Source organism: Pseudomonas sp. NMS19W, from assembly GCF_051554255.1.
Classification (GTDB): domain Bacteria; phylum Pseudomonadota; class Gammaproteobacteria; order Pseudomonadales; family Pseudomonadaceae; genus Aquipseudomonas; species Aquipseudomonas kribbensis.
In genome coordinates, this window is the sequence record NZ_CP136718.1 from 4,841,376 (window position 1) to 4,861,257 (window position 19,882).

General features: G+C 60.7%; 16 protein-coding genes and 2 pseudogenes. 9 read left to right on the forward strand and 9 right to left on the reverse strand.

Translation table 11 applies throughout. The features are described from left to right. The first annotated feature begins 87 nt into the window (after nucleotides 1–87). Nucleotides 88–1,449 carry an OprD family porin gene (locus tag R1A29_RS22235; RefSeq protein ID WP_438299597.1) on the forward strand — a complete coding sequence of 454 codons (1,362 nt, stop codon included), beginning with the start codon at nucleotides 88–90 and terminating at the stop codon, nucleotides 1,447–1,449. Nucleotides 1,450–1,568: 119 nt separating this feature from the next. Here the strand turns inward: R1A29_RS22235 and R1A29_RS22240 are convergent, their stop codons facing one another. Both R1A29_RS22240 and R1A29_RS22245 read right to left on the reverse strand, forming a co-directional pair. Beyond that, nucleotides 1,569–2,408 (reverse strand): mechanosensitive ion channel family protein, encoded by an 840-nt coding sequence (locus R1A29_RS22240; RefSeq protein ID WP_007951217.1) that lies wholly within the window; start codon nucleotides 2,406–2,408, stop codon nucleotides 1,569–1,571. Between the two features lie 139 nt (nucleotides 2,409–2,547). After that, entirely contained in the window at nucleotides 2,548–3,033 is a 486-nt protein-coding gene (locus tag R1A29_RS22245; protein ID WP_011335651.1) for a YajQ family cyclic di-GMP-binding protein, read from the reverse strand. 140 nt (nucleotides 3,034–3,173) lie between these two features. Between R1A29_RS22245 and R1A29_RS22250 the strand changes: the two genes are divergently transcribed. Genes R1A29_RS22250 through R1A29_RS22260 form a run of 3 tightly spaced genes read left to right on the forward strand, consistent with a single transcriptional unit; the run spans nucleotide 3,174 to nucleotide 6,758 of the window. After that, complete coding sequence (locus R1A29_RS22250) at nucleotides 3,174–4,091, forward strand: putative 2-dehydropantoate 2-reductase (protein ID WP_438299598.1); 918 nt, start codon at nucleotides 3,174–3,176, stop codon at nucleotides 4,089–4,091. Between the two features lie 45 nt (nucleotides 4,092–4,136). Next, a complete protein-coding gene (locus tag R1A29_RS22255) occupies nucleotides 4,137–6,173 on the forward strand; it encodes a sensor histidine kinase (RefSeq protein WP_438299599.1) in 2,037 nt (678 codons plus the stop codon). 3 nt (nucleotides 6,174–6,176) lie between these two features. After that, nucleotides 6,177–6,758: a cob(I)yrinic acid a,c-diamide adenosyltransferase gene (locus R1A29_RS22260; protein WP_438299600.1), complete on the forward strand. Its 582-nt coding sequence runs from the start codon at nucleotides 6,177–6,179 to the stop codon at nucleotides 6,756–6,758. 39 nt (nucleotides 6,759–6,797) lie between these two features. On the opposite strand, the gene R1A29_RS22265 is transcribed toward R1A29_RS22260, so the two are convergent. The 4 genes and pseudogenes from R1A29_RS22265 to secA all read right to left on the reverse strand — a co-directional run bounded on the left by R1A29_RS22265 (nucleotide 6,798) and on the right by secA (nucleotide 12,513). Continuing rightward, complete coding sequence (locus R1A29_RS22265; RefSeq protein WP_438299601.1) at nucleotides 6,798–7,742, reverse strand: Nudix family hydrolase; 945 nt, start codon at nucleotides 7,740–7,742, stop codon at nucleotides 6,798–6,800. After that, the gene (locus R1A29_RS22270) at nucleotides 7,739–8,371 is read right to left on the reverse strand and encodes a glutathione S-transferase family protein (RefSeq protein ID WP_438299602.1); all 633 of its coding nucleotides are present in this window, start codon (nucleotides 8,369–8,371) and stop codon (nucleotides 7,739–7,741) included. Before R1A29_RS22270 ends, R1A29_RS22265 begins: the two co-directional genes overlap by 4 nt. A 62-nt stretch (nucleotides 8,372–8,433) precedes the next feature. Beyond that, nucleotides 8,434–9,652, reverse strand: a pseudogene (argJ, locus tag R1A29_RS22275) (bifunctional glutamate N-acetyltransferase/amino-acid acetyltransferase ArgJ). 122 nt (nucleotides 9,653–9,774) lie between these two features. Beyond that, the gene (secA, locus tag R1A29_RS22280) at nucleotides 9,775–12,513 is read right to left on the reverse strand and encodes a preprotein translocase subunit SecA (RefSeq protein WP_085709609.1); all 2,739 of its coding nucleotides are present in this window, start codon (nucleotides 12,511–12,513) and stop codon (nucleotides 9,775–9,777) included. Between the two features lie 307 nt (nucleotides 12,514–12,820). Between secA and R1A29_RS22285 the strand changes: the two genes are divergently transcribed. Next, nucleotides 12,821–13,276, forward strand: coding sequence for a DUF721 domain-containing protein (locus R1A29_RS22285; RefSeq protein ID WP_438299603.1), 456 nt, complete (start codon nucleotides 12,821–12,823; stop codon nucleotides 13,274–13,276). A 23-nt stretch (nucleotides 13,277–13,299) separates the two neighbouring features. On the opposite strand, the gene R1A29_RS22290 is transcribed toward R1A29_RS22285, so the two are convergent. After that, complete coding sequence (locus R1A29_RS22290) at nucleotides 13,300–14,787, reverse strand: helicase HerA-like domain-containing protein (RefSeq protein ID WP_438299604.1); 1,488 nt, start codon at nucleotides 14,785–14,787, stop codon at nucleotides 13,300–13,302. Nucleotides 14,788–14,975: 188 nt separating this feature from the next. On the opposite strand from R1A29_RS22290, the pseudogene R1A29_RS22295 reads away from it, so the two are divergent. From R1A29_RS22295 to R1A29_RS22305, 3 genes and pseudogenes are all read left to right on the forward strand, one after another. Then, a pseudogene (locus R1A29_RS22295) lies at nucleotides 14,976–16,007 on the forward strand (HAMP domain-containing protein); the annotation flags it as partial. Between the two features lie 93 nt (nucleotides 16,008–16,100). Beyond that, complete coding sequence (locus tag R1A29_RS22300; RefSeq protein ID WP_371320922.1) at nucleotides 16,101–16,865, forward strand: methyl-accepting chemotaxis protein; 765 nt, start codon at nucleotides 16,101–16,103, stop codon at nucleotides 16,863–16,865. A 185-nt stretch (nucleotides 16,866–17,050) separates the two neighbouring features. Beyond that, a complete protein-coding gene (locus R1A29_RS22305) occupies nucleotides 17,051–18,046 on the forward strand; it encodes a lysylphosphatidylglycerol synthase transmembrane domain-containing protein (protein WP_438299605.1) in 996 nt (331 codons plus the stop codon). Here R1A29_RS22305 and R1A29_RS22310 read toward each other — a convergent pair. Beyond that, a complete protein-coding gene (locus R1A29_RS22310) occupies nucleotides 18,015–18,209 on the reverse strand; it encodes a hypothetical protein (protein ID WP_438299606.1) in 195 nt (64 codons plus the stop codon). The two genes, R1A29_RS22305 and R1A29_RS22310, sit on opposite strands and share 32 nt — an antisense overlap. Nucleotides 18,210–18,294: 85 nt before the next feature. Next, nucleotides 18,295–19,143 carry a formyltetrahydrofolate deformylase gene (purU, locus tag R1A29_RS22315; RefSeq protein ID WP_007912774.1) on the reverse strand — a complete coding sequence of 283 codons (849 nt, stop codon included), beginning with the start codon at nucleotides 19,141–19,143 and terminating at the stop codon, nucleotides 18,295–18,297. A gap of 339 nt (nucleotides 19,144–19,482) precedes the next feature. On the opposite strand from purU, the gene mvaT reads away from it, so the two are divergent. Continuing rightward, a complete protein-coding gene (gene mvaT, locus R1A29_RS22320; protein WP_438299607.1) occupies nucleotides 19,483–19,860 on the forward strand; it encodes a histone-like nucleoid-structuring protein MvaT in 378 nt (125 codons plus the stop codon). Nucleotides 19,861–19,882: the final 22 nt, after the last annotated feature.

The window sequence follows — 19,882 nt, forward strand, 5'->3', positions numbered from 1 at the left end:
TTGCGCCGACACAAAAAGAAAGAGCCGCCCAGATAATAAAACAGGTGGGACGGCAGTACTCTTCTAAAACCAAAGGAGCAAATCACGATGCGCGTGATGAAGTGGAGCATGATCGCACTGGCCGTTACAGCAGCCAGTACTCAGTTGGCTACGGCCGCACCGTTTGTTAGTGATCAATCTGAAGCCAAAGGCTTTGTTGAAGACGCAAAACTGACCGAGACGTTGAAGAACTACTACTTCAACCGCGACAACAAGAACGGCGGTCACGACCAGAAAGACTGGACCCAGGGCTTCCTCGGCAACTTCAGCTCCGGTTATACCCAAGGCACCGTCGGCGTTGGTGTCGATGCATTCGGTTACCTGGCCATCAAACTGGATGGCGGCGATGGCACCACCGGCACAGGCAACATGAGCCGCAGCGACGTCGTCAAGGCCAACGGTTACGCCCACGACGTTGACAACAGCCAAGGCAAAGCCGGCGCTGCCATCAAGTTCCGCATTTCCAAAACCGAGCTGAAAATCGGCGACCAACAGCCAAGCACTGCTCCAGTGTTCGCTGTCGGCGGTTCCCGTATCATTCCGCAAACTGCCAGCGGCTTCCAGCTGCAGAGCAGCGAAGTCAAAGACCTTGACCTCGAAGCCGGTCACTTCTACTCGGCGACCAGCCAGGACAAGAACGCCCGTGATGGCGGCCTGTTCGCGAACTATGCCGGCGTAGAAGCCAAAACCATCGACTACTTCGGTGGCAAGTACGGCATCACCGACAACCTGAGCGCCTCGCTCTATGGTGCCAAGCTGGAAGACGTCTGGAACCAGTACTACGCGAACGTGAACCTCACCACTCCATTCGGTGGTGACACTTCGTTGAACACTGACTTCAACATCTATCGCACCACCGACACCGGTGACAAGCTGGCTGGCGACATCAGCAACACTGCCTTCTCCCTGGCAACTGCGCTGTCGTTCCTGAAAGCACACACCTTCACCCTGGCCTTCCAGAAGGTCAACGGTGACACTCCGTTCGACTACGTCGGCGTGGGCAAGAACAACCGTGGCGGCGACTCGATCTTCCTCGCCAACTCCATCCAGTACTCTGACTTCAACGGCCCAGGCGAGAAATCCCTGCAAGCTCGTTACGACCTGAAGATGGCTGAGTACGGTGTTCCTGGCCTGAGCTTCATGGTTCGTTACGTTAAAGGTTGGGATATCGACGGTACCGGTCTGGCTGCAAACAGCCAATACCGCACCAGCACTGGTGCACCGCTGTACGGTGAAGACGGCAAACACCACGAAACCAACTTCGAAGCCAAATACGTAGTTCAGTCCGGCCCTGCGAAAGATCTGTCCTTCCGCATTCGTCAAGCCTGGCACACCGCCAACGCCGACCAAGGCGAAGGCGACGTTAAAGAGTTCCGTCTGATCACCGAGTACCCACTGAACATCTTGTAATCGTCAGTGGTTAGTTTGGTTGAATGAAAAAGGCCCATCTTCGGATGGGCCTTTTTGTTATCTGTCACTTGTAATAAATGCCTGACCGATAAGTCAGGCAATTAATTAGCAACCTATCATTACACCGCCGACTCCTGAACCACACGAATCACGCGTTGTGGAAACGGAATATCAATACCGGCAGTCTTCAAACGATCACGGGACTGTTCGTTAAACATGAACATCACATCCCAATAGTCTGCGGTTTTAACCCATACACGAAGGGAAACAGTGATCGAACTATCACCCAGCGTCGAAATGACAGCCTGAGGCGCCGGATCCTGCAGAACGCGATCATCCTTGGCCAGATCCAGCAGCACCTGACGGGCCTTTTGCAGATCGGCTTCGTAATCGACACCCACATCGAACACAACCTTGCGGGTTGGCTGACGGTTGGTGTTGGTAATGATGCCGTTCGACAGATTGCCGTTCGGCACGATGATGGTCTTGTTGTCACCGGTACGCAGCACTGTGTGGAAAATCTGGATGCTGTCGACAGTACCCGCCACGCCTTGCGCTTCAATCCAGTCGCCGATACGGAACGGACGGAACAGCAGAATCAGCACGCCACCGGCGAAGTTCGCCAGGCTGCCCTGCAACGCCAGACCGATGGCCAGACCGGCCGCACCGATTGCCGCCACGAACGAAGTGGTTTCGACACCAATCATCGACGCCACGCTGACGATCAATAGCACCTTGAGAATGATGTTGGCCAGGCTGCTGATGAAACCCTGCAGCGCCAGGTCGGCATTGCGCAGGGCCAGCAAGCCACCGAGCTTTTGCGTGACCTTGTTGATCAGCCACCAGCCGATCGCCAGGGTAATCACCGCCAGCAGCACACGGCTGCCGTATTCCATGATCATCGGAATCCACGCCTGGGACGCCTTGACCAGGTTGTCCACCTCTGCATTCAAATCCATCTTTTATCTCCTGATTTCCGGCTACCCGGGCTATGAAAGATCAACGGCAGAAAGACCGAGCCCATTGGGGCTCAATCGTTTCTGCCGCTGCTTGGCCCTCGGACGCTGAAAACGCCGAGAGGTTCCCGACTCGGATGGCTCAGTCGCGGAAGTTGTTGAACTGAAGTGGCATGCCGAATTCCTTGGCACGCAGCGCCGCAATGGCTTCCTGCAGATCGTCACGCTTCTTGCCGGTGACACGTACCTGCTCGCCCTGAATGGCAGCCTGCACCTTGAGTTTGGCTTCCTTGATGTGGCCGACGATCTTCTTCGCCAGCTCCTTGTCGATGCCTTCCTTGAGAACGGCGTCCTGCTTCATCAGCTTGCCCGAGGCGAAGGAGTCTTTGACCTCGAGGCACTGCACGTCGATCTTGCGCTTGACCAGGGCCAGCTTGAGGATCTCGATCATCGCTTCCAGCTGGAAATCGGCCTCAGCGGTCAGGTGGACGGTCAGGTCCTTTTCCTTGTATTCGAAGCTGCCCTTGCCTTTCAGGTCATAACGACGATCGAGTTCCTTCACGGCGTTCTCGACCGCGTTGGTAAGTTCGTGTTTGTCCAGTTCGGATACCACGTCGAACGACGGCATGTAATCTCTCCAATAAAAAGGCGCGCTCGTTCAGGACGCGGCGCGCTTGGCTTGCGGTTAAAATCGGGCTCATTATAACGGGTCTTTTCCCACCCACACGGCGAGCCTTGCATGCCTGTACCTTACCGAGTGAAAAACTGATGTCCACCCCCTGGCACATCCTCGGCGCCGGAAGTCTCGGCACCCTCTGGGCCACGCGTCTGGCCCGGGCCGGATTGCCGGTCCGGCTGATCCTGCGCGACATCGACCGCTTGCATGACTATGCGACGGCGGGCGGCCTGACGCTCGTGGAACAAGGCGTGGCCAGCAGTTACGCCATCCCCGGCGAAACGCCGGACAGCCCCGAACCGATCCGGCGCCTGCTGGTGGCGTGCAAGGCCTACGATGCCGAAAGCGCCGTGGCCGGTGTCGCGCATCGTCTGGCGCCGGACGCAGAACTGATTCTTCTGCAGAACGGCCTCGGCAGTCAGGAAGCGGTTGCCGCACAAGTCCCGCAGGCCCGCTGCATCAGCGCCTCCAGCACCGAAGGCGCGTTTCGCGACGGCGACTGGCGCGTGGTCTTTGCCGGCCACGGTTACACCTGGCTCGGTGATGCCGGCCATCCCGTGGCACCGTTCTGGCTGGATGATCTTGAAGCGGCAAAGATTCCCCATGAATGGAGCGCGGACATCCTCACCCGACTGTGGCGAAAACTGGCGCTCAACTGTGCGATCAATCCGCTGACTGTGTTGCACGACTGCCGTAACGGCGGATTGCAGGACCATCACTGCGAAGTCGCCACGCTTTGCGCCGAACTGACCGAGTTGCTGGAGCGTTGCGGCCAGCCTGCGGCGGCAGACAACCTGCAACAGGAAGTCGAACGAGTGATTTCGGCCACCGCCGCCAATTTCTCGTCCATGTATCAGGACGTGGCCAGCAAGCGCCGCACCGAAATCAGCTATCTGTTGGGCCATGCCTGCAAGGCTGCGCAGCGGCATCAACTCAACCTGCCGCATCTGCAACAATTGCAGCAACGGCTGACAGCCCATCTGCACAGTCTCGGATTGCCCGTGGACTGAGCAGCGGCTACGCTGCCCACTTGTTCCTTTGTTGCGATAAGCCCGATGCCATTGCGCCAGCGCCTCGAAAACCTGCCGGTCGGCCAGAAACTGCTGGCCGCCCTGCTGGTGCTGTTGACCACCGTGTTACTGGTCGCCAACCTGACCTTCATCAGCGCCGCCTATTACATTTCCCAGGAAAGCATGGCGCCTCAGGCGCTGCAGACCATTGGCCGTCTGGTGGCGAACCCGAGCCTGATTGCCGAAGCGCTGCAATCACCGCAAAGCGCCGAACGCCTGCTCAAGGAACTCGACAGCTACTCGCCGCTGCGGGCCGCCGCGCTGTACGACGGCAAGGGCGACCGCATCGCTCAGGTACAACGCGGCGACAAGCTCAATCTGCCGGAGCGTTACCGGCACATCGAAGCCTGGCAACTCACCGAGTTTCGCAGCAATCAATTGATCACCCTGCCCCGCCCCGGCACTGCGCCGGGTCATCTGCTGTTGGTGGCCAGCAGCGAACTGCCGATGGCGTTCTACACCGGCACCCTGACGGCGAGTCTGGGGATCCTGATTTTCAGCGTGCTGTTGTGGCTGGTGATCGCCCGGCAGATCAAGCGCCTGATCACCCGGCCGATCCACGAACTCGAAGAGCTGTCCCGCCAGGTCACCCGCGAGGAGAACTACGCCCTGCGTGCCTCGCGCGGCAACCACGACGAAATCGGCAGTCTGGCCGAGGCGTTCAACACCATGCTTTCACGCATCGAGGCCCGGGAGCAGCAGCTCAAGCGCGCCCGCGATGACTCACAAGCCGCCTACGATCAGGCTCAGGGGCTGGCCGAAGAAACCCGCCACACCAACCGTAAACTGGAGCTGGAAGTCCAGGTGCGCAGCAAGATCGAGAAGAAGCTCACGGGGTTCCAGAACTACCTCAACAGCATCATCGACTCCATGCCCTCGGCGCTGATCGCCCTCGACGAGCAGCTCTACGTCACGCAATGGAACCAGGAAGCCAGCGCCCTCTCCGGCACCCGGCTGGACGAAGCACTGAATCAGCCGATCTTCCTCGCGTTCGAACCGCTCAAGCCGTTCCTGCCGCAGCTCAAGCAGACCGTCGAACAACACACCGTGGCGAAAATCGAGCGGGTGACCTGGTTCAAGGACGACGAGCCCAAGCATTACGCCCTGACCTTTTACCCGCTGATGGGCGGTGCCGGACGTGGTGTGGTGATCCGGATCGACGACATCACTCAGCGCCTGTCGCTGGAAGACATGATGGTGCAGTCGGAAAAAATGCTCTCGGTCGGCGGCCTCGCGGCCGGCATGGCCCACGAGATCAACAACCCGCTGGGCGCGATCCTGCACAACGTGCAGAACATTCGCCGGCGTCTGTCGCCCGACCTGCCGAAGAACCTCGAACAGGCCGAGCAACTGGGGATCGAACTGGAAACCGTGAATCGCTACCTGCAAGGCCGGGAAGTCCCGCAACTGCTCGACGGCATTCAGCAGGCCGGGGCCCGGGCGGCAAAAATCGTCACCCACATGCTCAGTTTCAGCCGCCGCAGCACCCGCCAGATGGCGCCGTGCGACTTGCCAGCGCTGATCGATCAAGCCGTGGAAATCGCCGGCAACGACTTCGACCTGGCCATCGGCTTCGACTTCAAGGGTCAGGCGATCATCCGCCAGTTCGACCCGGCGTTGGGACCTGTGCCAGGGACCGCCAACGAGCTTGAACAAGTACTGCTCAATCTGCTGAAAAACGCCGCGCAGGCGATCCATCTGCGCGAAGACGACAGCGAGCCGGGGCGAATCATCCTTCGCACCAGACTCAATCCGCCATGGGCCGAGATTCAGGTTGAAGACAACGGCATCGGCATGAGCGAGAACGTGCGCAAACGCACCTTCGAGCCGTTCTTCACCACCAAGGAAATCGGCCAGGGTACGGGGCTCGGGCTGTCGGTGTCGTACTTCATCATCACCAACAATCACAAAGGGCAGATGGAAGTGCAGTCGGCACCGGGCCAAGGCACCTGCTTCACCCTGCGCCTGCCGCTCGCGCAACCTGCACCCATTGCCGCCGAAACCAATCAACTACCGAGGTAAACCATGGGCTTTCGCTTGTCGAAGATCTACACCCGCACCGGCGACAAAGGCGAAACCGGCCTCGGCGATGGCCGCCGCGTTCCCAAGGATCATCCCCGCATCGAGGCCATTGGCGAGGTCGACACCCTGAACAGCCAGGTCGGCGTGTTGCTGGCGGGGCTGATCGCCGAACGCGAGAACTGCCCCGGACTCAATGAATTGATCGACGTGTTGGCGCCCTGCCAGCACCGCTTGTTCGATCTCGGCGGCGAACTGGCGATGCCGGAATATCAGGCGCTGAACGCGGCAGAAATCGAACGGCTGGAAGCCGCCATCGATGTGTGGAACGAGGAATTGGGGCCGCTGGAGAATTTCATTCTGCCCGGCGGTTCGATGTTGATTGCCCAGGCCCATGTCTGTCGCAGCCTGGCGCGCAGTGCCGAGCGTCGTTGTCAGCATTTAAATGCGATCGAACCGTTGGCCGGGGTTGGCCTGGCTTATATCAATCGCTTGTCGGATCTGTTGTTTGTGGCGGCGAGGTTGATTGCCCGGCGCCAGGGCATTGCCGAAATCCTGTGGCAACCGGCGGCGAAACCCGAAAACTGATCACTCCCACGCGTGGCGCGGGAGTGATCAGATACCCATTCAGACCTCAGGCCAGAACGCCCGAATCCCCGCCACACCCTGAGCCCCGGCATTCCACGCTTTCTCGCGCTCCGCGGGGCCGACGCCGCCCAACAGGAACACCGGCTTGCTGAAGCCTTCGATCAGTGTCGAAGCCTGCTCCCAGCCCAACGGCTGCGCATCCGGGTGAGTCAGGGTCGGCTGCACCGGCGACAGGGTGACGAAATCCACGCCCATCTGCTCGGCCAGCGCCAGTTCTTCCGCATTGTGGCAGGACGCCGCCAGCCAGCGCTCCGCCGGTAGCGGACGCCCCGCTGCCGCATACTTGCGCAGTTGCGCCGAGGTGATGTGCCAACCGGCGGACGGGAAATCCCCCAGCCACTCGAACGGGCCCTTGATCATCAGCTGAGCCTTGCCGGCACACAGGCCGACCGCGTCCACCGCGAGATCGCGGTATTTCGGGTCATAGCCATTGGGCGCACGCAGCTGAATCAGCTTGATGCCGCCGGTAATCGCCTTCTGGATGCCGCGCAACAAGGCCGGGGCTTCCAGATCTTCCGGGGTGATGAGGTACTCAGCGGGCAGACGCGCCGCCGCGACGATCGGCTGGTTGGCCGCCGGGAACTCATAATTCGTCAGTTCCTTCGCCGACACCCAGGCCAACGGTTGGCCTTCGGCGCCGTGGGGTTCGCCGGTGAAGCTCGAAACTTCCCAGACATCCAGCAACACCTGCTTGTCCGGATAATCGTGGCGCACCTTGATAAGCGGTCGGGCGGCGCCGACGACAATGCCTAATTCTTCGTGCAGCTCACGAGCCAGCGCGGTTTGCACCGACTCATCGGCTTCGACCTTGCCACCGGGAAACTCCCAGAGACCACCCTGATGCTGGGTATCGGCCCGGCGGGCGATGAGAATCTTGCCGCTGTCGTCACGAATGACGGCAGCGGCGACGTGTACACGTTTCACGACTGCAACTCCTCCAGTCCGGCCTTTTGCCAGGCCTTGAAGGCCGGCCATTGGTAGACGGTTTCAACATAGGCTTCATCTTCGGTCGGCAGCTGCACCTGATAGGTACGCAGACGCACGGCAATCGGCGCGAAGAACGCATCCGCCAACGACACGCGACCAAACAGGAACGGCCCCGGCTCGGTGGCAACGGCACGGCATTCAGCCCACAGCGCCAGCATACGCTCGACATCAACCTTCACTTCCGGCGGCACCGGATTGAGCGGTGCGTCGTGGCTCAGGTTGAACGGCATGTGATTGCGCATGGCGAAAAAACCGCTGTGCATCTGCGCGCAGGCAGAACGCGCCTGGGCGCGAGCCGCAATATCGGTCGGCCAGAGTTGTTCGGATGGAAACTGTTCGGCCAGGTATTCGGCAATCGCCAGAGAGTCGGCGATGGTGCCTCGTGCGGTGGTCAGCAACGGCACCTTGCCGGTGGGCGAATGCTTGAGCAGGCGCTCGCGGGTGTCGGGCTTGCCGAGCTTGATCAATTCTTCGGTGTAGGGTGCGCCGGTCAGCTCAAGCGCCAGTGCCGCGCGCAGGGACCAGGAGGAAAGCAGTTTGTCGCCGATGATCAGGTGAAGGCTCATGTTCGGGTCCTTTCATGGGACAGAAGAAGAGGAGGTCCGCAGACCTCCCTCTTCGGCAGGGATCAGGTGCGGTATTCGGCGTTGATCTTCACGTACTCGTGGGACAGGTCGGTGGTCCAGATGGTTTCGCTGCAATCGCCGCGACCCAGCTCGATACGGATGGTGATTTCTTCCTGCTGCATCACTGCCGAACCCTGTGCTTCGGTGTAGGTCGCGGCGCGGGCGCCACGGCTGGCGATGCACACTTCGCCGAGGAACACGTCGATCTTGCTCACGTCCAGATCCGGCACGCCGGCACGGCCGACAGCGGCGAGGATCCGGCCCCAGTTCGGGTCGGAGGCGAACAGTGCGGTCTTGATCAGCGGCGAGTGGGCCACGGTGTAGCCGACGTCCAGGCACTCCTCGGTGATTGCCGCCGCCGTTGACTTCAACGGTCACGAACTTGGTCGCACCTTCGCCGTCACGCACGATGGCCTGGGCCACGTCCATGCACACCTCGAACACGGCCTGTTTCAGCTTGGCGAACAGCTCGCCTTCGGCACGGGTGATTTCCGGCAGCGCAGCCTTGCCGGTGGCGATCAGCATGCAGCAGTCGTTGGTCGAGGTGTCGCCGTCGATGGTGATGCGGTTGAACGACTTGTTGGCGCCGTCCAGCATCAGGTTGTGCAGCACCTCGCGGGAGACTTTGGCGTCGGTGGCGATGTAGCCGAGCATGGTGGCCATGTTCGGACGGATCATGCCCGCGCCCTTGCTGATGCCGGTGACGGTGATGGTCACGCCGTCATGCTGGAACTGGCGGCTCGCACCCTTTGGCAAAGTGTCGGTGGTCATGATGCCGGTGGCGGCGGCTTCCCAGTTGTTTTCCGACAAGTCGTCCAGCGCGGCCTGCAAGGCGCCTTCGATCTTCTCGACCGGCAGCGGCTCGCCGATCACACCGGTGGAGTACGGCAGGATCTGGCTGGCATCCACGCCGGTCAGTTCAGCCAGTCTGGCGGTAGTGCGCTCGGCGGCGGCCAGGCCCGGTTCGCCAGTGCCGGCGTTGGCATTGCCGGTGTTGGTCAGCAGGTAGCGCACAGCGTTCTGCACGCGTTTCTTGGCCAGGATCACCGGCGCTGCACAGAAAGCGTTCAACGTGAACACGCCCGCCACGGTCGAACCTTCAGCGCAACGCATCACGACGACATCCTTGCGCCCAGGGCGCTTGATGCCGGCCGAAGCGATACCGAGTTCAAAACCGGCAACCGGGTGCAACGTTGGCAAAGGACCAAGACCAACAGCCATGAATGCGCTCCTTACTCAATGATGTCAGCACCGCCAAGCGTAGTGGCGGTGGTGTAAATGGCAAAACGCCGCGACGGCTGGTGCCGGTCGCGGCGCGGGTATTTCAGCGATTGAAACGGGGTTTACTGGATCTGCCCGTGGCAATGCTTGAATTTCTTGCCCGAACCGCAGTAGCACAGTTCGTTGCGGCCCAGCTTCTGCTCGTTGCGAACCGGTGCGGTGGCCAGGGCCACATCGACCTCTTCACCGACCAGTGCTTCCGGCTGCTCCAGACCCGGGGCTTCGGCGTGTTCGAACTGCATGCGAGCGGCCAGTGCCTCGGCTTCCTGACGCAGACGCGCCTCTTCCTCGGCCGGATCTTCGCGGCGAACCTGAACGTGCGACAGCACACGGATCGAGTCGCGCTTGATCGAATCCAGCAGCTCGGAGAACAGCGTGAAGGACTCGCGCTTGTATTCCTGCTTCGGGTTCTTCTGCGCATAACCACGCAGGTGGATGCCGTGACGCAGGTGATCCATGGTCGACAGGTGGTCTTTCCACAGGTCGTCCAGCACGCGCAGCACGATTTGCTTCTCGAAGGAGCGCAGTGCGTCGGCACCGGCCTGGTCTTCTTTCTCGTTGTACGCGGCGATCAGCTCGTTCATCAGCTTCTCGCGCAGGGTTTCTTCGTACAGGTGATCGTCTTCGTCGAGCCATTGCTGGATCGGCAGCTTCACGCCGAAGTCGCTGGCAATCGCGGCTTCCAGACCGGCCACGTCCCACTGCTCAGGCAGCGATTGTGGCGGAATGTGCGCGCTGACGGTGGCGTTCAGGACGTCCTGACGGAAATCAGCGATGGTTTCGCCGATGTTGTCTGCGGCCAGCAACGTGTTGCGCATGTGATAGATCACTTTACGCTGCTCGTTGTTGACGTCGTCGAACTCCAGCAGTTGTTTACGGATGTCGAAGTTGCGACCTTCAACCTTGCGCTGGGCCTTTTCGATGGCGTTGGTCACCATGCGGTGCTCGATCGCTTCGCCAGGCTGCATGCCCAGGGCCTTCATGAAGTTCTTCACCCGGTCGGAGGCGAAGATGCGCATCAGGCTGTCTTCCAGCGACAGGTAGAAGCGGCTGGAACCGGCATCACCCTGACGGCCGGCACGGCCACGCAGCTGGTTGTCGATACGACGGGATTCGTGACGCTCGGACGCGATCACCTGCAGACCGCCGGACTCCAGCACTTGCTGGTGACGCTTCTGCCAGTCGGCCTTGATCTGCGCGATCTGCTCAGGGGTCGGGTTTTCCAGCGACGCCACTTCAACTTCCCAGTTGCCGCCCAACAGGATGTCGGTACCACGACCGGCCATGTTGGTGGCGATGGTCAGGGCGCCCGGACGACCGGCCTGCGCGATGATCTCGGCTTCTTTTTCGTGGAACTTGGCGTTCAGAACCTTGTGTTCGATACCTTCCTTCACGAGCAATGCGGACATGTGCTCGGAAGTTTCGATGGTCGCAGTACCCACCAGCACCGGACGACCGGCCGCCATGCTTTCCTTGATGTCGTTGACGATCGCCGCGTATTTCTCTTCGGCGGTCAGGAACACCAGGTCGTTGTAGTCCTTACGGGCCAACGGCTTGTTGGTCGGGATCACGATGACCGGCAGGTTGTAGATCTGATGGAATTCGAACGCTTCGGTGTCCGCAGTACCGGTCATGCCGGACAGTTTTTCGTACAGACGGAAGTAGTTCTGGAACGTGGTCGATGCCAGGGTCTGGCTTTCGGCCTGGATGTTCAGGTTTTCCTTGGCCTCGATGGCCTGGTGCAGGCCTTCGGACAGACGACGGCCCGGCATGGTACGACCGGTGTGTTCGTCGACCAGTACGACCTGACCGTCCTGCACGATGTATTCGACGTTGCGGTTGAACAGTTTGTGCGCACGCAGGCCGGCGTAGACGTGAGTCAGCAGGCTCAGGTTGTGCGCCGAGTACAGGCTCTCGCCCTCGGCCAGCAGACCGATGCTGGTCAGCTGGTCTTCGATGAACTGGTGACCGGCTTCGTTGAGTTCGACCTGACGGGTCTTCTCGTCGACGGTGAAGTGACCTTCCTGGGTGACTTCGCCTTCGACTTCTTCAACGTGCAGCTTGAGTTTCGGGATCAGCTTGTTGATCTCGATATACAGCTTGGAGCTGTCCTCGGCCTGACCGGAAATGATCAGCGGGGTACGTGCTTCGTCGATGAGGATGGAGTCGACTTCGTCGATCACGGCAAAGTTGAGTTCGCGCTGGAATTTCTCTTCCATGCTGAACGCCATGTTGTCGCGCAGGTAGTCGAAGCCGAATTCGTTGTTGGTGCCGTAGGTGATGTCGGCGGCGTAGGCGGCGCGCTTCTCTTCCGGCGGCTGGAACGGCGTCACGATGCCGACGGTCAGACCGAGGAATTCGTACAGCGGGCGCATCCAGTTGGCGTCACGGCGGGCCAGGTAGTCGTTCACGGTCACAACGTGCACGCCCTTGCCGGACAGCGCGTTGAGGTAAACGCCCAGGGTACCCACCAGGGTCTTGCCTTCACCGGTACGCATTTCGGCGATCCGGCCTTCATGCAGGGTCATGCCGCCGATCAGCTGGACATCGAAGTGGCGCATGCCCATGACACGCTTGCCGGCTTCGCGGGCGACCGCAAAGGCTTCCGGCAACAGCTTGTCGAGGGTCTCCCCCTTGGCAATGCGGTCCTTGAACTCTGCGGTCTTGGCGCGCAGTTGATCGTCCGAGAGGGCGACCATCTTCTCTTCGAAGGCATTGACGAGCTGCACCGTCTTGAGCATGCGTTTGACTTCACGCTCGTTCTTGCTTCCAAAAAGTTTCTTTAACAAAGGCGCAAACATATCGGCAGGATCTTCCACACTAAAGGGATGGAGGGCGGCCCCGTGAGTCGCCCGTGCAGCCCTCATGGCCGCATGCGAACGAGCATTCTACCCGGAAACGGTGGTGAGGAAAGTGGGGATATTCCACGATGCTGGCACTGCGCTTTGACGGGGCTCACTTAAAATAGGGGCGTTTTGCTCAACTTCAAGCCGTTGGCGGCAGAAGTTAATCGTTGATTTAATGGGCAAAGCAGGGACAAAAGCAATGGGCGAGTGAAATGGGGCCCATCTGCTACCATGGCGCCTTTGCAACTTCAGGTGTTGGATCATGGCATTTCGCCCTCTTACAGCCAGAGCGCCCGCCGTTCTGCTACGCGAAGCCAGGCCGTTGAAAGCCATCCTCGGCCATGCTCAACGCCTGGCCCATCTGCAGCGTCTGCTCGACAGCCAGCTGCAACCCGCCGCCCGCGAGCACTGCCATGTGGCCAAGTGGCGCGAAGGCGAACTGTCGCTGGTGGTCACCGACGGTCATTGGGCCACGCGACTGCGTTACCAGCAAAAACGCCTGCTGCGGCAATTGCAGATGTTCGACGAGTTCGCCGGTCTGACGCGGATCAAGTTCTCGGTGCGACCACCTGTCACCCCGCCAAGAGCAGCGGGGCACACGATGGATCTGTCGACGGATGCCGCAGCGACCATTCAGTCCACCGCCGACGGGATCAGCGATCCGAGCCTGCGGGCGGCGCTGGAGCGTCTGGCAGCGCACGCCAAGGCCAAATCCTGACCCTGGCCCGCCCGTCACAACTCTTAGCGGCGCTTGCTGCCACCGAGCAATGAGCCCATCAATCCCCGCACCAACTGCCGGCCCAACTGGTTCGCCGCCTGACGCATCGCCGATTTCAACGCCTGCCCCGCCGCGGTCCCGAGGAATTCCCCGGCCTTGTCCGCCAGGCTTGGCTCTTCAGGCGCCGGTTTGCCAGGTATCGCCTCGGCTTCAGGACCCAGGTTCTTGCGCCCGGTGAGGATTTCATAAGCCGACTCGCGGTCGATCGGCTTGTCATAACGCCCCTTGAACGGCGACCCGGCAATCAGCACCGTGCGTTCAGTCTCGGTCAACGGCCCGATCCGCGACTGCGGCGGCGCCACCAGAACGCGCTGGACCATTTCCGGCGTGCCCTTTTCCTGCAAGGTGCCGACCAGCGCTTCGCCAATCCCGAGTTCGGTCAACACCGACAACGTATCGAACGCCGGATTCGGGCGGAAACCATCCGCCACCGCCCGCAGGGATTTCTGCTCCTTGGCGGTGAACGCCCGCAGACCGTGCTGCACCCGCAAGCCCAGTTGCGCCAGCACGTTGTCCGGCAGATCGCCCGGCGACTGGGTGACGAAATACACTCCGACGCCCTTGGAACGGATCAGGCGCACCACTTGTTCCAGACGTTCCTGCAAGGCTTTGGGCGTATCGCCGAACAACAAGTGCGCTTCGTCGAAGAACAGCGCCAGCAACGGCTTGTCGGCATCGCCCCGCTCCGGCAGTTGCTCGAACAGCTCGGCGAGCAACCAGAGCAGGAATGTCGCGTAGACCTTCGGCGCTTCATGCACCAGACGACTGGCATCCAGCAAATGAATGCGCCCGCGACCGTCGGCGGCCAGTTGCAGGATGTCTTCCAGTTGCAACGCCGGTTCGCCGAACAAGGCCTCAGCGCCCTGCTGTTCGAGGATGGCCAGACGCCGCAACAGTGCCTGGCTGGAGCCGGTGGTGAACAACGCCGCGTCGTCGCCGAGCAGCTGCGGGTTGTCCTTGAGGTGATTGAGCAGTGCTTTCAGGTCTTTCAGGTCCAGCAGCAACAGCCCTTCACGGTCCGCGACCTTGAACGCCGCGTACAACGCCGACTGCTGGCTGTCGGTCAGCTCCAGCAACGCACCGATCAATAACGGCCCCATTTCACTCAGGGTGGTGCGCAACGGATGACCGGACTCCCCGTGAATGTCCCACAAGGTCACGGGATAAGCCTGGGGCTTGTAATTGAGCCATGGCATGCCGGCGATGCGCTCGGCGACCTTGCCCTGGGGATTGCCAGTAGCGCCGAGGCCGCACAGGTCACCCTTGATGTCGGCGGCGAACACCGCGACCCCGGCGTCGCTGAAGGCTTCGGCCAGACGCTGCAAAGTGACGGTCTTGCCGGTGCCGGTCGCGCCGGCCACCAGTCCGTGACGGTTGGCCAGGCGCATCGCCTGGGCGATCGGTTGCCCGGCGAGGTCGGCGCCGATAACGAGTTGCGAGGAGTCAGGCATTTGGTCACCCAATAGTTAATCTTTGTCGAGCATGGCCGATAGAGAGGAGTGAGAGACCCGATCAAAAGTCCGGTCTGAGATTTCCCTAAGGAGAGACGGAAATATCAGTGAGCTTTCACCCCTGCCCATTTTGCGCGCCTTTATAAAAGCACGCCCTGGACATTAAGACCTTAGCGGAACCCCAAGCCATGAACAAAAATCTACGCTTCAGCCATAAAATCTTGCTTGCCGCCGCCCTCATCGTCATTGCCGCCTTCGCCTCGTTCACGCTGTACAACGACTGGCTGCAACGCAATGCAATCCGCGACGACCTGAACAACTACCTCAACGAGATGGGCGAGGTCACTGCCGACAACATCCAGACCTGGCTCAGCGGGCGCATCCTGCTGATCGAGAACGCGGCACAGAACATTGCGATCAACCCCGAGCCGTCCGCCGTCGCCAGCCTGCTGGAACAGAAAGCCCTGACGTCGACCTTCATGGCGTCCTACCTCGGCGACGCCACCGGGCACTTCACCATCCGTCCGGATGCGAAGATGCCGGACGGTTTCGATCCGCGGGTCCGCCCCTGGTATAAAGGTGCCGAAAGCAGCAGCACCTCGACCCTGACCGAACCGTACATCGACGCGGCCACCGGCCAGACCATCATCTCCATCGCCACCGCCGCGAAAAAGGCCGGCCAGAGCGTCGGCGTGGTGGGCGGTGACCTGAGCCTGCAAACCCTGATCGACACCCTCAGCGCCCGGGACTTCTCCGGCATGGGCTACGCATTCCTGGTCAGCGCCGACGGCAAGATCCTGGTGCACCCGGACAAAGCGCTGGTGATGAAGTCACTTAAGGAAGCCTATCCGCAGGACACCCCGCGCATCAGCAGCGACTTCAGTGAAATCACTGTCGACGGCAAGACCCGCATCGTCACCTTCGCCCCGATCAAGGGCCTGCCGTCGGTGAACTGGTACATCGGCCTGTCCGTGGACAAGGACAAAGCCTTCTCGATGCTCAGCCAGTTCCGCACCTCGGCGGTGATCGCGACCGTGATTGCCGTGGCCATCATCATCGCCCTGCTCGGCATGCTGATCCGCATCCTGATCCAGCCGCTGCACGTCATGACCCGCGCCATGGAAGACATCGCCGACGGCGAAGGCGACCTGACCAAACGCCTGACCATCCAGAACCAGGACGAATTCGGCGTGCTGGGAACGGCATTCAACCGCTTCGTCGAGCGGATTCACGGTTCGATCCGCGAAGTGTCGTCCGCCACCGGGCAAGTCAACGAAGTCGCCCTGCGCGTGGTCGCGGCGTCCAACTCGTCGATGTACAACTCCGACCAGCAGGCCTCGCGCACCAACAGCGTGGCCGCCGCGATCAACCAGCTCGGTGCCGCCGCTCAGGAAATCGCCCGTAACGCCGCACAAGCTTCGACCCAGGCCAGCGACGCCCGTGGCCTGGCCGAAGACGGCCAGCAAGTGGTGGATCGCAGCATCAAGGCGATGAATCAATTGTCGAGCATGCTCAGCGCGTCCAGCAGCAACATCGAATCGCTGAACAGCAAGACCGTGAACATCGGCCAGATTCTCGAAGTGATCACCAGCATTTCCCAGCAGACCAACCTGCTGGCGCTCAACGCCGCCATCGAAGCTGCGCGGGCCGGTGAAGCCGGTCGCGGTTTTGCGGTGGTGGCGGACGAGGTGCGCAACCTCGCCCACCGCACTCAAGAGTCGGCGCAGCAGGTGCAGACCATGATCGAGGAGCTGCAAGTCGGCGCCCGCGAATCGGTCAGCACCATGAGCGACAGCCAGCGCCACAGCCAGGACAGCGTAGAGATCGCCAACCTCGCCGGCGAACGCCTGAACAGCGTGACCCAGCGCATCGGCGAGATCGACGGGATGAACCAGTCGGTGGCCACCGCGACCGAGGAACAGACTGCCGTGGTCGAGTCGATCAACGTCGATATCACCGAGATCAATACGCTGAACCAGGAAGGCGTCGAGAACTTGCAGGCGACCTTACGCGCCTGTTCCGATCTTGAGCAACAGGCTTCGCGTTTGAAGCAACTGGTCGGCAGCTTCCGTATTTAAGCCCTCCCCGATTGTCTTCGCGGGTCAGCCCGCGAAGACATCTCACCTGCCGCAAAACCTCCCCCCGCACATCCCGACCGAACATCTATTCTGGAGTAAGGTCAACACGGGACATCAACGAGCGAAGGGGCGTTCACTGTGCATATCGCTGAAATCACGCTGACGCGCCAGCACGGACATCGCGCATGAGTCGCGGCATTCTGTTGCTGATCGGTCTGCTGGCCGCCGTGCTGATCCCTTCGTTACTGGGCGGCGGGGAAACCTGGACGCGCCTGCAAGCCTTTCCCCTGCACTGGCTGTCGATCCTGCTGGCCATGGTTCTGCTGTGCTGGGGCATCAATACGTTGCGCCTGCGACTGCTGCTCGGCGATCAGCGTGAACGGGTCACGCCGCTGAAGAGCCTTGGCGTGGTCATGGCCGCCGAATTCGCCTGGTGCGCCACACCCGGCGGCACTGGCGGACCGTTGACAATCATGGCGCTGCTGGCTCGCAGCGGGGTGCGACCGGCCCGGGGCAGCGCGGTGTTTGCAATGGATCAGTTGAGCGACTTGCTGTTTTTTCTCTGCGCACTGGGCGGGATTCTGATTTATGCCTTGTTCCAGCACCTGAGCGACCGGATGGAGTGGCTGCTGATCGTCAGCGCCATTTCGTTGTTCGGCGGGCTGTTCGGTTGTGTGCTGGTGGCGCGTTATCACCGGACGCTGATTCGCCTGAGTGGCCGGCTGCTGGCGCGCATGAACGTGCAACCCGCCACGGGATGGCGCTGGGCCCGCAAGCTGCTGCATTTTCTTGCGGCGTTCACCGATGCTTTGAAACTGCCGCGACAAACGCTGTTCAAGGTGTTTGCCCTGACCTGCGTGCATTGGTCGCTGCGTTACAGCGTGCTGTATCTGGCGCTGCGCGGGCTGGGGGCGGACGTGCAGTGGGCCTGGACGTTTCTGATTCAGATGCTGTCGCTGGGGGCGGGACAATTCAGCCTGTTGCCGGGTGGTGCCGGGGCGGCGGAACTGACGTCGGCGGCACTGCTGGCGCCCATGGTGGGGGCTTCGACCGCTGCGGCGGCGATCCTGATCTGGCGGGCGATGACGTTCTACTTCTACCTGCTGGTCGGCGGGCCGATTTTCCTGCTGATGCTCGGACGTCCGCTGCTCAGGAAGCTGATGAAGGTGCGCCAGGCTTAGTATCGTCCGGCTTCTCTTCGTTGAGCTGCTCCCACAACGCGGCGGCGTCGGGGAAGTCCGTGCCATCCTCCGGACTCAGGTCATCCGGGTCATAGCGGCTCAGGCAGCCCTCGCCCAGGGTGGCGGGCGCTCTGGAGGTGGCTTTGTCCAGTGGATCGCTCATGGGCGTTTTCTCCGGGGGCTGAAACAAAAAAGGGCCTGAAGCGATTGAACGCCCAGGCCCTTGGTTTTTCAACCGAAAGGTTCGATCAGAACACCACGGTCTTGTTGCCGTGCACCAGCACGCGGTCTTCCAGGTGATAACGCAGGCCACGGGCCAGCACCATCTTCTCGACGTCACGACCGAAACGCACCATGTCTTCGATGCTGTCGCTGTGGCTGACGCGCACTACGTCCTGCTCGATGATCGGGCCGGCATCCAGCTCTTCGGTCACATAGTGGCAGGTTGCGCCGATCAGCTTCACGCCGCGCAGCGACGCCTGGTGATACGGCTTGGCACCGACGAACGACGGCAGGAAGCTGTGGTGAATGTTGATGACCTTGTGCGCGTATTCGCGGCACATGTCCGGCGGCAGGATCTGCATGTAGCGCGCCAGCACCACCACTTCGGCATCGTGCTGCTTGACCAGGCGCGACACTTCGTCGAAGGCCGGTTGCTTGTCTTGCGGATTGACCGGGACGTGGTAATAAGGAATGCCGTGCCACTCGACCATGCTGCGCAGGTCATCGTGGTTGGAAATCACACAGGAGATCTCGCAATCGAGTTCATCGCTGTGCCAGCGGTGCAACAGGTCGGCGAGGCAGTGGGATTCACGGCTGGCCATCAACACCACGCGCTTCTTCTGCTCCGTGTCGGTGATGCGCCAGTCCATCGAGAACTCTTCGGCGATCGGTGCAAACTTCTCGCGCAATACCTCGATACCGAAAGGCAGGGAATCGGCACGGATTTCGTGACGCATGAAGAACCAGCCGACCTGATTGTCCGAGTGGTGGCTCGCTTCGGTGATCCAGCCATTGTGGGCTGCCAGAAAATTACTGACTTTGGCAACGATGCCAACGCGGTCCGGGCAAGAAATCACCAACCGAAAAGTGCGCATGAGGGGGAAACTCCAGAACTTCGCAAAGGCGGCCATTCTAGCGACTGCGCCACAAAACTGCAGTAATGATGAGCTGCGGGCCTCGTCGCGCCTCGCTGGAGTTTTTTTTGACGCAGCCAAACGTCAGGACGATGGCGCAGCAATGATCATGTTCGAACATCTGGCTATGAATATCTGTGAAGACTGCATCACATTATTTAACTGAACATTCAATTCAGGGCTTTTCACCGTAACTAATTCAAATAAAAACCCCGGTTAAATGTTTACTTGATGAAACAGCCTGACTATTATTGCCGCACTGTCCCCTGCCATCGCGCACTCCCACATAAGGTAGTAATCATGTCCTTGATCAACGAATATCGTGCCACCGAAGAAGCAATCAAAGAGCTGCAAGCCCGTTTGAAGAACCTGTCGCAAGACGACAAACTGCAAGCCGAGCTGGAATTCGAAGGCAAACTGCGCACCCTGATGGGCGAATACTCCAAGTCCCTGCGTGACATCATCGCGCTGCTGGATCCAGAATCCAAAACCAAGGCTCCACGTGGCGGCGCAGTAAAAACTACCGGCACCAAGCGTGCACGCAAAGTTAAACAATACAAAAACCCGCACAACGGTGAAGTCATCGAAACCAAAGGTGGCAACCACAAAACGCTGAAAGAGTGGAAAGCCAAGTGGGGCGCTGACGTGGTTGAAGGCTGGGCGACCCTGCTGGGCTAAGCCGCAATCCCCGTCGCAGACC

What these genes read in the sequence shown, in the direction of transcription:
- R1A29_RS22235 (WP_438299597.1), top strand. Translation starts at nt 88, where the DNA reads ATGCGCGTGATGAAGTGGAGCATGATCGCACTGGCCGTTACAGCAGCC.
- R1A29_RS22240 (WP_007951217.1), bottom strand. Translation starts at nt 2,408, where the DNA reads ATGGATTTGAATGCAGAGGTGGACAACCTGGTCAAGGCGTCCCAGGCG.
- R1A29_RS22245 (WP_011335651.1), bottom strand. Translation starts at nt 3,033, where the DNA reads ATGCCGTCGTTCGACGTGGTATCCGAACTGGACAAACACGAACTTACC.
- R1A29_RS22250 (WP_438299598.1), top strand. Translation starts at nt 3,174, where the DNA reads ATGTCCACCCCCTGGCACATCCTCGGCGCCGGAAGTCTCGGCACCCTC.
- R1A29_RS22255 (WP_438299599.1), top strand. Translation starts at nt 4,137, where the DNA reads ATGCCATTGCGCCAGCGCCTCGAAAACCTGCCGGTCGGCCAGAAACTG.
- R1A29_RS22260 (WP_438299600.1), top strand. Translation starts at nt 6,177, where the DNA reads ATGGGCTTTCGCTTGTCGAAGATCTACACCCGCACCGGCGACAAAGGC.
- R1A29_RS22270 (WP_438299602.1), bottom strand. Translation starts at nt 8,371, where the DNA reads ATGAGCCTTCACCTGATCATCGGCGACAAACTGCTTTCCTCCTGGTCC.
- secA (WP_085709609.1), bottom strand. Translation starts at nt 12,513, where the DNA reads ATGTTTGCGCCTTTGTTAAAGAAACTTTTTGGAAGCAAGAACGAGCGT.
- R1A29_RS22285 (WP_438299603.1), top strand. Translation starts at nt 12,821, where the DNA reads ATGGCATTTCGCCCTCTTACAGCCAGAGCGCCCGCCGTTCTGCTACGC.
- R1A29_RS22290 (WP_438299604.1), bottom strand. Translation starts at nt 14,787, where the DNA reads ATGCCTGACTCCTCGCAACTCGTTATCGGCGCCGACCTCGCCGGGCAA.
- R1A29_RS22300 (WP_371320922.1), top strand. Translation starts at nt 16,101, where the DNA reads ATGTACAACTCCGACCAGCAGGCCTCGCGCACCAACAGCGTGGCCGCC.
- R1A29_RS22305 (WP_438299605.1), top strand. Translation starts at nt 17,051, where the DNA reads ATGAGTCGCGGCATTCTGTTGCTGATCGGTCTGCTGGCCGCCGTGCTG.
- R1A29_RS22310 (WP_438299606.1), bottom strand. Translation starts at nt 18,209, where the DNA reads ATGAGCGATCCACTGGACAAAGCCACCTCCAGAGCGCCCGCCACCCTG.
- purU (WP_007912774.1), bottom strand. Translation starts at nt 19,143, where the DNA reads ATGCGCACTTTTCGGTTGGTGATTTCTTGCCCGGACCGCGTTGGCATC.
- mvaT (WP_438299607.1), top strand. Translation starts at nt 19,483, where the DNA reads ATGTCCTTGATCAACGAATATCGTGCCACCGAAGAAGCAATCAAAGAG.